Source organism: Paenibacillus sp. 1182, assembly GCF_017833915.1.
GTDB classification, from domain to species: Bacteria; Bacillota; Bacilli; order Paenibacillales; family Paenibacillaceae; genus Paenibacillus; species Paenibacillus polymyxa_D.
Genome location: NZ_JAFICR010000007.1, coordinates 203,046 through 217,511 on the forward strand (window position 1 = coordinate 203,046; position 14,466 = coordinate 217,511).

Consider the following 14,466-nt stretch of genomic DNA (forward strand, 5'->3'; position numbering starts at 1 on the left):
ACTCCCCCTTTTACATGCTGTCTCATTGCATCCTGCTATTACCGACTTCACTTCTCTATATCTCTTCCTGCAAGCCGATTTTGATAAAGCGTAAGCCGTTTGTTTTGCCGATAAGATTTTAGAAAACGGTATACATATATCGGATTGTTGTAGGCATACCTCTTCCATAATCGCTTCGGTTCGCAGATCAGACGATACAGCCACTCCAGCCCCAGCTTTTGTACCGCTAGCGGCGGTCTGCGAACCTTTCCAGTGATATAGTCAAAGGCCGCCCCTACTCCAATCATCACGCCACGGATGCGGTCTTTGTTTCGATGCATCCATATTTCCTGCTTCGGGCAGCCTAAGCTGACGAATATGATATGCGCGCCGGACGCATTAATTTCATCAATGATCCGCTCCTCCTCATCTGAATGAAGCTCACGAAATGGTGGTGAAAAGCTGCCCGCGATGCGGATTCCAGGGTAATCCTGTCTTACTCTTTCTTTTAAGCTATCCAGCGTATCTGGCGTACTGCCGTAAAAATATATACTCACCTTCGTCTGCGGCGCACGTTCGCACAACTTGAGCATCAGGCTGGGACCATCTACCCGATCCTGACGCTCAAATCCGTACAGCTTGAGTGCCCATACCAACGGCATACCATCTGGAGTACACAAATCAGCTTGAGTGAGCGCTTCGTGGAACTCGGGATGATTCCCCGCTGTGACAATGGAATGCGTGTTGCAAATACATACATAGCCGTCCTTTCGTTCGACTGCCCATTGTTCCAGCGTGTGTACCGTTTCCTGAAACGTAAGTGCTGCAATATCTGCATCCGCAATCCTTCCGACTCTATATTGGGGCAGCTGTTTCATAATCATGCTCCTCCATCGCCTCGCTATATATCGCCATCAGCTGCTTCACATTCACTTCTTCCGTATAGCGTGCAGCGTAGTTTTCCGACACCTTCTGTCTCATAGCTGCATAGTTTTCATAGGCTACTGCACAGCGAATCACAGTCTTTATATTTTCCAAATCATCATGTTGAAAATGGAAACCCGTCACCCCGTCCTCCACGACTTCCTCCAGTGCGCCGAGCCGGCTGCATAATACCGGAGTTCCAACAGAAAAAGACTCTACAATGGTCATGGGAAATCCTTCATACCAAATGGAAGGCACCATGACATACATGGCCCGGCTCATGCAATCCAGTACCGTGTCTCCATCCTGCTTACCGAGAAACCGAACATCTTCCTGCGGATAAGCAGCGGCCAATTCAGCCTTTTCCGGACCATCTCCAATGATGACCAGTCTCAATCCCCCCCGATCTTCCAACTGTGACCAGGCTTGCAGCAGATTGCGAACCCCTTTTTCAGCTGAAATCCGCCCCACGAACAATAAATAACGATCATTGGGGTCATATTGGGTTTTCACTGTTTTATGATGGACAAAATTCGGCTTTACCGCGATACGATCCAGTGGAATACCGCTTTCGGCAAATTTGTCCCGTGCAAATTCCGTCAGCGCAATATAGCGACTTACCTTGTGCTGCCATGTGCCGATCAAATCGTTCAACTTAATCATCGCCGCTACCGGAATCGTCTGAAGCTGTGAACCTCGATAGCATCCATGACGGATGGAATGCAGCAGCGTGCCGTGCAGACATTTTTCACAAACCTTATTCCCTCGCATAAAGGTTGCCGCCGGACAAATCAGCCTGTAATTATGCAGGGTCTGGACAACCGGAATCCCCAGCTTTTCACAAGCATGATAGACCGAAGGGGATATAACCGGAAAAAAATTATGCACATGCACCACATCCGGCTTCACCTGTAAAAGCAGCTTCTTAATTCTCTTGAATTCCGGCAGGGACCATACCGCCTCTACCGCCAGCTTTGCCATGTTCGCTAGCCCTCTGCTTTGAATGCTGTCGTTGTGCACATAGTAATGCTCTGTCTCTATTCCTCTTGAACGCAGCATAGCCGATTCTTGCTCGACAACCTTGTCTTCTCCCCCGCTTTGCTGATAAAAGTTATGGATGATCAGCACCTTGCTTACAGGAGGGTTCATCTGTCTGCTGACCTGTTGGCTCACGTGGCTGCCCCTCTTTCCTGCGTTGATTGCATAGCGTGGTTAGAATTCTTGGGCTTGACCCCTTGATGGCTTACGATTTCATCTGCGATGCGATCCCACGACATACGCTCGACCGTAAGAAAAGCCTCCTCCGCCATACTTCGTCTCAGCTCAGCATTATCCAGCAAAGCGCCTATTCGACCAGACCATTCCTCTTCTGAAAAGCTTCTCAGCATCACCCCGCTCACTCCGTCCTCAATCAAGGTAACCGAGCCCCCGTTTACCGAAGAGATAATCGGGACGCGAAACAGCATACTTTCCAGCAGTACCATACCAAAAATATCGTATTGGGTCGGAAACAGCATCACATCCGCCGCTCCGTAAACCTGCCACAGATGACGTTGTTCCACTCTTGTAAAATGTATAATACTGTCCGTTATTCCCAATTCATGAGCATATGTCCAGTAGCGATCTGTGTCTGTCTTCCGTCCATCTCCGACCATTAACAAAAGGCAGCTAGGATGCTTTTGGAGCACCCTTTTGAACGTAGTCAGCATAAAACGTATATTTCTCCGTTCCTCCAGCACACCGACATACAGCAGCACCGGACGATTTCCGATTCGACGCAGCTCATTCGCGACCTCACGGTTTTCCTCACGTTCTCCGCTTATGTCTTCACTGTTGTTACTGGTTTTACTGTTGAATGCTCTCTCTACTTTACTGCGATCCAGTCCGACTCCAATCGTAACCACGTTGTCAAAACCTTTATTCTCCAGATAGCGCTTGGCAAGATCGGATTTGACATAGGTACGGCGTAGAGATTTTGTTACCTTCGGCAGCAGCATAATATCGTACAGTTTGCGGATCAGCGCGTGCGTGTTATCTCGGTATGGGCCGTGATACAACGCCAGCTTATCAGGACATTTGCGGGAAAGCAGATAGGTCATGATCTGGTTGTATTCTGTAGTAATGACCAGACCATAAGCATCCAGAAAAGAATCTTTGAGAACATCTCTGTAGATGCTGTTGCTTAGGAACTTAAACCCGTGGAGCCAGATAATACGCAAGGTGCATCCTTCGTGACGGTAGACCTGTTCCAGATGGGTTTCCTTACGATCGTTGTAGTAAACAATGTCGCAATCATAGCCTTTTCGAACGAGTGCTTTGCCCAAACCGACTTCCTGTAAATTGTATGAGTCCCCGTTCACCTTGCTGGCAAAATTGCGGAGATACAATATTTTTCGAATCATCATCAGGGCTCCTGCCATTTCATATTGAGTGAGTTATGGAGCACGGAGGGTTCAGAGAACGCTGCGCGTTCCATTTGATCTTCCGATCGCTGTTGCAGTGGGATTCCTGGATATATAAAACATTCCGAGGTAGGAATCCCACTGCAAAGGCGAACGCTAGCGCTTCTTCAGATTCAAATGGACCGCTCCGCTGCTGACCACCGTGTCCATAAAGTCACCCCATTTAAAAAAAGGGAATGCTGGGTATGAAGTGCCCTCGCTGCGTGGATACGCGAGCAAATGCATGCAGGGCGCTGACCTCGTCGAACAGCTTGTGAGCTTGGTACGGTTATGGCAAGCTCACAAAACAACATGGAACTACTACCGCTAGCTGACCAAGATGCCTTAACTATGGCTAGACTGTCGCCTGTCCAGATTGTTATCCACCGGACCCTGTCACCCTGACAGAGAACTGTACAGAGCATTAATTACGCCGGGATGCATGCCCGGCATAGAAGTTCTAGGCGATAGGGCGAAGCTATCACCAGGCGGCTTTTACCTTCCCCACCCAATAGGCTGGGGGAAATTCTTTTTGGCGGCGGTGGGTAGCGGAGGGTAAGGATTTGAATCTGGAGAAGCGGCAGCGTTCGCCTTTGACGAGGGATTCCGCCCTTTTACAGGGCCTATTCAATCTAGGGAATCCCTCGTCAACAGCGATCGGAAGATCAAATCCGTCCCGCAGCGGACTTCCATCCACAAAAGTCGCTCCAGGATCAAATCCGTCCCGAAGCGGCCTCCCCCCTCCAACTTGAATGTTCCCGTTGCCTCTCCTCCGTCATCTGCATATTAAAATGATCTGCCCCTTTGAGCTGGGCAGCTGCCATATCTGCCACTAGAGTTACACTCGATTCCATCGGCACAAAGCGGTATTTGTAAGCTGTAAGCCGATGATCGGTTTCGTGAAATAAAATATCCTGAGCGTAATTCCCCCATCGGTCCTTGGGCATCAAATCAATGGTCATACCGGCATGCGCAGAGGGCAGCAGCATATTAGAGCCGTGGATGCCGATCACTAATCGGCTGGCTGCATATACCTTGCAGACCCGCAGCTCACTTTCCCGGTCGAAGCGTGTGACACGCTCATCAGAAATCCATGCCGGGAAACTCCCGGTACGCCCAAGTCCAGCGACTGTAAAGCGATGATCCGGGAAGCTTTCTCTCAGCCTGCGGAACAGCCGTATGATTTTACTGCGCTGATGATAAATTAGCGGTTTTAGCCCACGTTTGAGCTGCGGAAATTTCTGTACCGCTCTTGCGATATGATGGCTGCCGCTCCACAAGCGGTCTTCCCTCCATACGAAGGTAATGCGCGGCTCCGGCTCACGATCCTCGTTATAACGGGAGACACCTGTAAACTGCTCAATATCAAACTGATTGGGATGTGAATACGCCGGGCTGACATACACCTCATCAAAACGCATCAGTTCCTCAATCATCCGATGATGTAGTACAGGATAAAAGTTTCGTGCCCTGCTGAACGGCACATCAACCGTCCAAATTTCAGACACATATGCTGGTACCATCCACTCCAGCGACTTTTGCACAATGACGATGATGCCCAGGTCCGGCGATTGCTCGTATTCGCGTTGCACATTGAGCAGCTTGAGCAAAGCATGACCATACAAATAATCCATTGTGTTGACGATGATTACACGTGTAGAAGCTTTCATTTTATGCACGGTCATGCCGACTGCTAAGTCATAGGAAGGATTCATCAACGATTGTCGCAAAGGTTCTCCGAGCCATTTTCTCGACTTCGCATCACCGGTCAGAATATAGTCAGGCATTTCTACACGATAAGGTGAATACGTAGCATGGCCGACCCTCATGTCCTCAAGATATTCGCGTCCGCACCCCTCACACATAGTGCTGACACATACATGGATTCCCTGCCACAGCACCTCTCCACCACGTACCTTACCTCCACAATGCGGGCACTGTTCCTCATGCCGAACAAACGGTTTAATGGGTATCATGATTGTTCTCTCCAACTTTCGGTACTGTAATATGAACACGCCAGAAGGTCAGGATGGACTTCATCATCCAACCCAAATTAGATTTAACTTCCTTAAACAACAAATCTAATAGAAATACAGATATCGTAAAGGACAAAATCGTCGCCACTAACGACCCTCGGACACCAAGCAACGGGATTAGCGCGTAATTGAAAGCGATATTCGTGACCGCCCCCACCACCGAGGTCAGCAGCGTGTATCTGAACAAATTTTCATTGGTAATAAACAAGCTTTTAGCAACACTGAAGTTGGTGAAAAACAGACGAATCGCGAATAGAGACAACAGCGAACCTGCTTCGGTAAATTCTCTCCCATACAGCACAACCACTACCCATTGGGATAGAAAAAATAAAGGTACCGAGGTCACAAGAAAGCATATAAACATCAGCCGATACACCTTGGACAATGTCTGTCTGTATTCGTCGCTTCCTTTCTGCTTGGAACGTGTCACCACCGGAGCATAAGCCGTTGTCAGAACGACCGGAATGAAGCCCAACACTTCGATGAGTCGGAGTGCAACGGAGTATTGCCCAACCGCAGCGTTTCCCAGCAGTTCACCGATAATGACTTGGTCGATCCGTGCCTGTACATATACAGCGGAGGATGACAGTATAAGCGGCCAGCTGTGATTCATGATTCGCCGAGCTGTGGCTAAACGGAACGTCCATCGGTTCACACGTCGTCCTTCCTTATGGAAGAAATACAGCAGCAGCAGGCTTCCCAACAAAAACTCTCCATGAGCACACAACGCCACCCACCATATCGGAACACCCGATAACAACAGAATGATTTTGACAGTGGAGCCGAGAACAAAAGCGGTATTCTTGGCAACGACCGTGTATTTGGACAGCATCTGCGCACGAAACCAGTAGTCGATGATATCAAACAATTGAAATACCGAGGCCGTAGCTAGGATCAGATTGATCAACCGTACCGAACTGTCTTCCGGTCTGAGTAGTGAAATGAAGGAATAGGACAGTACAATGGCTATTAGAGTACCTAACAATTTCAACAGAACCGCCGTACCCAATAGCTCATGCTCATCCTTGGGGTCTTTGACAAGATCGCGTACTAATATAGAATCAAAGCCAAGGGTCGTAAAAATCAGAAACATCCCGAAAAAGGATTCCGCATAATTCCACTTTCCCAGTTCCTCTGGTCCCAACACTCTCGCCATGATGATGCTGACTGCCAGGCCGAACACCATGCGAATCATTTTGTCACCGAACAGCCAGGATGTATTCACCAGCAAACTTCTGCGCGGTTTGGCGCGTTTTTCGACTAATGTCATAGGTTTTACTCCATCTTGAAAAAATGACCTTGCGTACAGCGAAGAGACCCCCCGCCCAGGCGGATGGCCTCTCCATCTCTTACACGACGACAGAAGCTTCAACTGCAGCCTGCCTTTTTACCCGCTCCAAGTCTGTATCCACCATCATACGAATGAGCTGCTCGAAGCCTACTTCCAATCGCCAGCCCAGCTTTTCTTTCGCCTTGGCACAATCGCCGAGTAATAGATCTACCTCTGCCGGACGGACAAATTGAGGATCGATCACGACGTAATCCTCATAATTTAAACCTACATGGGAAAAGGCAATTTGCAGCAGTTCACGCACAGAATGCATTTCTCCCGTGGAAATGACGTAATCATCCGGTTGATCCTGCTGAAGCATCAGCCACATCGCCTTTACATAATCCCCTGCAAAACCCCAGTCTCGCAGTGAATCCAAATTTCCCATGCGCAGCTCTTGCTGCAACCCCAGCTTGATACGAGCTACCGCATCCGACACTTTACGCGTTACAAATTCCAATCCTCGACGTGGGGATTCGTGATTGAACAGAATGCCAGAGCAAGCAAACATATCAAAGCTTTCACGATAGTTCACTGTAATCCAATGGCCGTACACTTTGGCAACACCGTAGGGACTACGTGGGTAGAACGGGGTCGTTTCTGTCTGCGGTGTCTCCAGCACCTTACCAAACATCTCGCTGCTTGACGCCTGGTAAAAGCGCGCTTCCGGTTTGGCAATTCGAACCGCCTCCAGCATATTGGTGACAGATAATGCTGTAATCTGCCCTGTAGCCAACGGCTGCGGCCATGAGGCCGCTACGAAGGATTGAGCAGCCAAGTTGTAGACCTCATCCGGGTCGGACTGCCGGACGGCTTCAATCAATGAAGCCAGATCGGTCATATCACCGGAAAGCCAGTGGATGTCATTCTGGATATGCGCTACATTTTCAAAGTTCGGTGTGCTGGTTCGTCTGCGCATCCCGTACACCTCATAATCTTTGGATAGCAGCAATTCAGCCAGATAGGACCCGTCTTGCCCGGTAATTCCTGTGATCAGCGCTTTTTTCATTCCAATTCCCCCACCGTTTTTTTATTGTTCAACCAGATCCAGACCTTGAAATGCCTGATACACAGACTTTAATCCCTCTTCTAGTGAAATACGCGCCGACCAGCCCAGCCCGGAAATTCGGGATACATCTACCAACTTACGCGGCGTTCCATCAGGAGCGGAGGTGTTAAAGGTAATTTCTCCCTCATAGCCGACTACATTCTTCACTCGCTCAGCCAGCTCACGAATGGAGATATCCTCACCTACGCCGATATTTACAATTTCATTTCCCTCATAATTGTTCATTAGGAATAGACAGGCCTCAGCCAAATCATCAGAATGAAGAAATTCTCGCCGCGGCGTACCAGAACCCCATACTTCTACAGTCGGAGATTGATTCAGCTTGGCTTCATGAAACTTGCGGATGAGCGCAGGCAACACATGAGAAGTCTGGAGATCAAAATTGTCGCCCGGACCGTATAAATTCGTCGGCATCACAGAAATAAACCGGGTTCCATACTGACGGTTGTAAGACTGACACATTTTAATCCCGGCAATTTTAGCAATCGCATAGGCCTCATTAGTAGGCTCCAGTTCACCCGTGAGCAGATATTCTTCCCGTAACGGCTGCGGAGCAAATTTAGGATAGATACAGGTAGAACCTAGGAATAATAGCTTACTTACATTTGCCCGGTATGCCGCATCAATCACATTTGTTTGTATAAGCAGATTGTCACGGATAAAATCAGCCGGATATTCGTTATTCGCCAAAATCCCACCAACCTTGGCCGCTGCCAAAAATACATAATCCACAGGCTCTGTTTCAAAAAAATGATCTACTGCCTCTTTATTACGTAGATCCAGCTCACGGCTTGTGCGAGTAATAATATGACGGTAACCCGCTTCCTGAAGCGCTCGGACAATAGCGGAACCCACCAGTCCGTGATGCCCTGCTACATATATGTTGGAATGAAGATCCATACTTATCCCCTACCTTCTTCGTGAAAATGAAAGACTTTAATACGCATCCTTGGAGCCTAGCAGCACACGAAATGTTTTCAGCATAATAATCATATCTGTGCGGAAACTGCGTCTGGATATGTACTCCAAATCCAGTTCTACCATCTGGTTAAAGCTTAGATGATTACGGCCGCTGATCTGCCATAAACCAGTGCAGCCCGGTGTAACCGTCAGACGCAGCTTATCCCTCACTGTGTAATCATGGACCTCTCTTGGCAATGGGGGTCTGGGTCCTACCAGACTCATCTGCCCACGCAGTACATTGAACAGTTGTGGCAACTCGTCGATGCTCGTTCTGCGAAGAAAGCGACCCACACGGGTAATTCGGGGATCGTCCCGCATTTTGAACATCGCACCCTCAATTTCATTTTCCACCAGCAGTGCAGATAATCTGGCTTCGGCATCAGACACCATGGAACGGAATTTGATCATGCGAAACGGCCGCTCATTTTTTCCAATACGTACTTGATAAAATATTGCACTTCCTTTGGGGTCCTCCAGCTTAATCAGCAAAATGACAAGCAGAAATACCGGGCATAGCACGATGATTCCAATGAAAGACAATATAATGTCCATGCTTCGCTTCACAAACGGGTATACGTTCCATCCTTGCCGCCGTTCAAGCCCATGAGCGACCGAATAAACATCCACTGACGCACCCCGCACTTCGACCTCATTCGAGCGGGAAGAAGACACGTCTCATCACCTCGCTCCTTATTAATAAGTATTATTTATACATTGTTAAAAGAATTTTATATACTCTCATTTTCCTCCTTTTTATTCATGTCAGATTGCGTTCCTCCATCCCCCGCTCGGCACGGGTATTCGAACGCTTCACATTATTAAGTACTACGCCCAGAATGCGTGCCTTTACTCTTTCCAAATTCGCTTTTGCTTTCTTGACGACATCCTTTTTGACCTTCCCTGCCTGCACCACCAGAATGACTCCGTCACACATGGCGCTTATAATGAAGCCATCCGGAAAGGACAGCAACGGCGGTGTATCCATTAGGATCACGTCATAATGTTCTTTCAGCTCAACTAGCAGAGCATTCATTCTGCGAGAACTGAGCATCTCGGACGGATTGGGCGGGTTCGGTCCGGCTGTAATTGCATGCAGATGGTCAATCCCGGTTTCTTGAACCACATCCTGCCATGCCTGTTGATTGGCAAGCACCCGTGTCAGCCCTGTATGATTACGCAAACCAAACATATGGTGCAAGGAGGAACGGCGCAGATCCATATCCATAATCAGCACCTTTTTCCCCTCTTGCGCATAGGTTACAGCCAAATTGCTAATTGTGACCGTTCTGCCTTCACCCGCCTGAGCGGACGCCACCATCATAACCTCAATCGGCTCGTCTATAGAAGAAAACTGGATGTTAGTGCGAAGCATGCGGTACTCCTCCGAAACGGAAGACTGAGCATGTAGGGATGTAACGAGCTGATTATTGATTAATCGCGGCATATTGCCCTTCACCTACCTGTTTAGGAGTTGTAGTGGAGCTGTCAGAGCGTTTATCTTCTTTTTTCATTTTCGTAATCAGGGCTAGGGTAGGCAGACCGAGTTCTATTTCAATATCCTCTTCATTCTTAAATGTATCATCCAGTACCTCCAGCAGAAACGCCAAGCCTATTCCCAACAATAAAGAGGTGGCAAAAGCAATAAATATCTGTATAGTGGCATTACTGTTCACGGGAACTGCTGGATCATTCAGACTGGCTTCGCTTAGGATGGTGACATTGTCCATTTTCATGATAGAGGGGATTTGCCGTTTGAATACTTTGGCTACCGCATTGACGGTTTTCACAGCCTTCGTATACGATAAATCGCGGATTGTTACATCCATAACCTGTGAATCACCTGCGGTGTTCACTCTTAATTTTTGCGCCAATGCTGACGGAGTGACCTTAAGATCGGGGAAGCTGGCGACCACCTGATCCATAATCGCCGAGGAGATCATAATTTGCTTATAGGAGTTCGTTAAGGCTATATTCGTTTGAACTACACTGTAATCGACGACACCTGCACGATCCGGTCGTGGCGTCTGGTTGATAATGAGCTTTGCGGTAGCTTCATAAATCTGCGGGGTAAAATACATATTTTTTATGCCCACTACAGTACATACTAGCAGTACGATGCTACCAATCAACCACATTCTTTTACGGATCAAACGGATGTACTCTTTCAACTGCACAAGACCAGTCCTCCCTGATTGACTTGTTTTCGATGCAATAACGCTTGTACTGATCCTCTGCATAACGGGGAAAAGAACGGTGCATGACCCTCTAATCTATAGTAAAATGTTGTATAATAGCGCATAGAAGGTCTAGCCAGCGAATAAGCACAAAATGCTCATCATCGGTGGCCTCTTAGGGTATATAAACGAAGACATCAGTGAAAACTATTAAATAAAGATACGTTATGTAACTTACATAACTAATTTATGATACAAAACGTATCTTGTCAAGCGTAAACTTGCTTTTTTACCTTTCTTAACCTTGCCTTCAGGAGGAAAAACGGATGAATTATGGCACCCGCATCGCTGAATTACGAGAACATAAGGGATTAAAACAAGAGGAACTAGCACAATCCCTCGGAATTACGCGGGCAGCTCTTTCTCACTATGAAAAAAATAGGCGCAAGCCAGATTTCGAGATCCTGACCAAGCTCGCTGATATTTTCGGGGTAACGATTGACTACTTGGTGGGACGTACGAGCCATCCGGCGGCAATATTGGATTCAGATGTGAGGGAATTTGTGGACCAGCTTGAACTGTCCGATGAGGATATTCTGCAACGTTTCAACCTGACCATTGATGGACGCACCTTGTCTGAGGAAGAAGCCAAACGTTTTATTGCATTTGTCCGAATGGAACGAATGATGGAATAAAGAAAGCGGCCGACTGCTTCACGTCTCGCTCAAGTAAGACCAGCCGTTGGAATTTACACGCGCTTGTCCTTCCGGTATGTGGTTCCATCCGCGTCGCTTTCTAGCCATTCTGGCATCGTGAACCCACATTGGAGCAAAATGTCCCGGATGTCCAAGTGGATGGCAGCTTTGCCTGCTTTCTGTACGTTGTTTTGAAAAAGAGGGTTGTTCCCCCCTAATTCTGTCTCCTTGTTCATTCAGCACTAACCTCACTTTATTATTCTTGGTCACCGGAAAGAAATTTCCCACAAACCTTGTATGTATAGTCGTGAACAAAACTATTATATATGAATACACACCTGCAATGTTGTCGTCTTATGACGAGAATAAAAAAGGATTTTCTTATTTTTTTCTTCATTATACGTAAAGTATTGGCAAATCAGAACGATTTTCCAACAAAAAAGAACCTGTCAGGTCCTATTTTCTCCTGATAGGTTCTTTTTTGTTTTATTTCGAAATGATGTTAGGTATTCGAACTCTAAGGTCCTATATGCATTCCGATCTGATTAAGCGGCCTCGGCTGCCTGGGAAACCTGAGTACCTCCGGTCGCTCGGACTTTGTAGACATAGTGGCTTCCGGCTTTTACCGTGCGGTCTGTATACGTGCTTCCCGCTACTTGCGAGGCAATCACCTGATAGGCCCCGTCGGTTCCGTCAGCACGCAGCACATCATAGGAAGATACGCCTTCTGCCTGAAGCCAATTAATCTCTACCGCCCCATCCTGAACAGAGGCAGCCTTCACCCCTGTTGGAGCTGAAGCTGCGGTCTGATCTGTACTTTTTAATTCCAAAATATATTGTACCGCTTCGCCAGGGCCCAGCTTTTCTTCAAAATCAAGGGCAGGAGAAGCCTTGAGCCCTGATATGGAACGCTGTGCCTGACTGTAAGTGGAACCCGCTCCAAAACGTTCACCCGTGTACAAACCGGCATTCGGCATTGTCACCCGTACACGAACGGTCTGCGTGGTGGATTCGAAATTCACTAGATTTACCAGCAATTTGTTTGAAGTAGCGCCGCTACCTGCCAGCGGTTTAAGCTTGGACGTATCCACCGCACGCACATACACCATTTTATCCTTGGTATCCTCTGGATTCAGCACTGTATAAGTCAGAGGTTTCCCATGCGTGGCATAGGCTAGACTCAAGCGTCTCATGATCTTAACACGAGTGTCCTGTCCCTGCCCGAACGGATAAATTTCTGTGTTGGCCGGGTTATGACTTTGCAAATCGAAGCCTGTTTTAAACAGCGTATAATCTTTATAAAAAGCAGCGTGCTGGATAAACATATCGGCAAACCCAATTTGTGAACGCATAATCCGGTCGAATGCGGCTGCTTGTGGCTGACTAGCCCCGTAATCTGGATTATCTCGATGCGTATCATTGGTACCGAACTCCGTGTTCAGCATCTTCTTCGCCAGTCCGTCGCTCGAACCGCCGAAGGTTTTCAAATTTTGAATGAAGCTGCCCCCGCCCTCTTCATTATACGATTCACCGTAGGCGTGTCCGTTGGTCAGGTCGGTGACTTCCTCCAGCTGTTTACGCTGCGCCGGGTCTCGCTCCCATCCATCCGGATCACCGCATTTTTTCGTACCTCCGGTTTGATTTTTGCACGCCTTGGTAGAGTACGTCGGCCAGTAGGCCCAACCCGGCGCTACCGTTTTGAGATGCGGTGCCAATTGCTTCCCTTCCGTATTCAACCACTTAGCTACAGCCAGATTTACCGCCTTGGAGCGATTAAATAATCCAGGTTCGTTATCTACTTCATAATATTGAAGATAAGAACCGTATTTTTTTACATAATCGCGCAACTTTTGCTTGGCCGTCTCTGGCAGAGAACCATCTTTTTGCAGCTTGATATCACCTGTATATAAATACAAAGCAGACGATTGCATATTATACTGCTTTAACGTTTGATAGTAATCATCCACGTCTGTACATGCCTTGCCCACATTGCTGGCACAGGTGACCCTCATGACATTGCCACTATAAGCAATTCCCAGCCATTTGAGAACGTATGGTAAATGCTTAACTGCACCCTGATCATAATAAAATTCTTTATTGTTCACATTTGTTCCGGTCAGTATATATTTACCGTGTACCGGTTCGGTCGCAGGTGAAGCTAACGTCTCCAAGCTCAAGTCATCCCAAGTCCACCACACATTTTTATCTTCTGCAGAGGAGCAGTATAGGCAGCGCGCTGTCTTTAGCTTGAGTACGTTAACACCGCTTTGCAATTGCTCTTTGGGTATATACAGCTCGTAGTTGTTTTTGAAATTATAAGCACTCCCAGTACCGGATACTCCGGCAATCTGAATAATACCGGACAGCTGTTGATTTGAAAATACAGCCATTTGTGGGACTGCTTTGCCCGCATCTAAAATCCGAACACGGAATATCATACCATTGGGAGGAATCTGATTCAGCTTATACTGGAGTGTCAGTTCAGGGTTCGTGGACGCATTCAAACCGGGAGGAATATCTCCACTGCTGAGCAATACCGGAACTGTTGTACTCTCTTCTGCTACCGACAACGCTGACATTGCTCCTTTAGCAGATGATTCGGTAGAGGCAGCTGCTGTAGAAATGTCGATATTATCCCTGCCGACCACACCTTTGAATTCCGCTGAAGAGTCATCCCTCTGCCCCAGCTTCCATACTGGACTGGCAGCTGCTACTTTATCCGTCTGCAATTCTGCGCTTCTTGAAGGCGTGTATATAAACCAAGCGATCATCGCTATAGCTACGATCGCTAGTAGTCCAGATAAAACTCCTGTATACCTATGGGATAACCATTTTTTTATCATATGATCGACCCT

At 47.6% G+C, this 14,466-nt stretch carries 13 protein-coding genes; 1 reads left to right on the forward strand and 12 read right to left on the reverse strand.

Going from position 1 to position 14,466, the window contains the following annotated elements:
* Positions 1-47 precede the first annotated feature (47 nt).
* The 10 genes from JOD82_RS16025 to JOD82_RS16070 all read right to left on the reverse strand — a co-directional run bounded on the left by JOD82_RS16025 (position 48) and on the right by JOD82_RS16070 (position 10,916).
* Positions 48-857 (reverse strand): WecB/TagA/CpsF family glycosyltransferase, encoded by an 810-nt coding sequence (locus tag JOD82_RS16025; RefSeq protein ID WP_209949657.1) that lies wholly within the window; start codon positions 855-857, stop codon positions 48-50.
* Entirely contained in the window at positions 835-2,076 is a 1,242-nt protein-coding gene (locus tag JOD82_RS16030; protein WP_209949658.1) for a glycosyltransferase family 4 protein, read from the reverse strand. The genes JOD82_RS16025 and JOD82_RS16030 overlap by 23 nt, the downstream gene beginning before the upstream one ends.
* Positions 2,073-3,305: a glycosyltransferase family 4 protein gene (locus tag JOD82_RS16035; protein ID WP_209949659.1), complete on the reverse strand. Its 1,233-nt coding sequence runs from the start codon at positions 3,303-3,305 to the stop codon at positions 2,073-2,075. The genes JOD82_RS16030 and JOD82_RS16035 overlap by 4 nt, the downstream gene beginning before the upstream one ends.
* A gap of 752 nt (positions 3,306-4,057) precedes the next feature.
* A complete protein-coding gene (locus JOD82_RS16040; RefSeq protein WP_209949660.1) occupies positions 4,058-5,320 on the reverse strand; it encodes a hypothetical protein in 1,263 nt (420 codons plus the stop codon).
* Positions 5,307-6,650, reverse strand: coding sequence for a flippase (locus JOD82_RS16045; RefSeq protein ID WP_209949661.1), 1,344 nt, complete (start codon positions 6,648-6,650; stop codon positions 5,307-5,309). Before JOD82_RS16045 ends, JOD82_RS16040 begins: the two co-directional genes overlap by 14 nt.
* Before the next feature lie 79 nt (positions 6,651-6,729).
* Complete coding sequence (gmd, locus tag JOD82_RS16050) at positions 6,730-7,719, reverse strand: GDP-mannose 4,6-dehydratase (protein ID WP_029516209.1); 990 nt, start codon at positions 7,717-7,719, stop codon at positions 6,730-6,732.
* Positions 7,720-7,740: 21 nt separating this feature from the next.
* Positions 7,741-8,679, reverse strand: coding sequence for a GDP-L-fucose synthase (fcl, locus tag JOD82_RS16055; RefSeq protein ID WP_069012566.1), 939 nt, complete (start codon positions 8,677-8,679; stop codon positions 7,741-7,743).
* A gap of 36 nt (positions 8,680-8,715) precedes the next feature.
* Complete coding sequence (locus JOD82_RS16060; protein ID WP_029516207.1) at positions 8,716-9,414, reverse strand: sugar transferase; 699 nt, start codon at positions 9,412-9,414, stop codon at positions 8,716-8,718.
* Positions 9,415-9,499: 85 nt separating this feature from the next.
* On the reverse strand, positions 9,500-10,186 hold the full coding sequence (locus JOD82_RS16065) for a CpsD/CapB family tyrosine-protein kinase (RefSeq protein WP_069012565.1): 687 nt from the start codon (positions 10,184-10,186) through the stop codon (positions 9,500-9,502).
* Positions 10,167-10,916, reverse strand: coding sequence for a YveK family protein (locus JOD82_RS16070; protein WP_029516205.1), 750 nt, complete (start codon positions 10,914-10,916; stop codon positions 10,167-10,169). The genes JOD82_RS16065 and JOD82_RS16070 overlap by 20 nt, the downstream gene beginning before the upstream one ends.
* A gap of 326 nt (positions 10,917-11,242) precedes the next feature.
* Between JOD82_RS16070 and JOD82_RS16075 the strand changes: the two genes are divergently transcribed.
* Positions 11,243-11,611, forward strand: a complete 369-nt coding sequence (locus tag JOD82_RS16075; protein WP_025720479.1) for a helix-turn-helix domain-containing protein — start codon at positions 11,243-11,245, stop codon at positions 11,609-11,611.
* 53 nt (positions 11,612-11,664) lie between these two features.
* Here the strand turns inward: JOD82_RS16075 and JOD82_RS16080 are convergent, their stop codons facing one another.
* Together JOD82_RS16080 and JOD82_RS16085 are read right to left on the reverse strand one after the other, a co-directional pair.
* On the reverse strand, positions 11,665-11,847 hold the full coding sequence (locus JOD82_RS16080; RefSeq protein ID WP_069012564.1) for a hypothetical protein: 183 nt from the start codon (positions 11,845-11,847) through the stop codon (positions 11,665-11,667).
* A 309-nt stretch (positions 11,848-12,156) separates the two neighbouring features.
* Positions 12,157-14,454, reverse strand: a complete 2,298-nt coding sequence (locus JOD82_RS16085; RefSeq protein WP_209949662.1) for a PD-(D/E)XK nuclease family protein — start codon at positions 14,452-14,454, stop codon at positions 12,157-12,159.
* Positions 14,455-14,466: the final 12 nt, after the last annotated feature.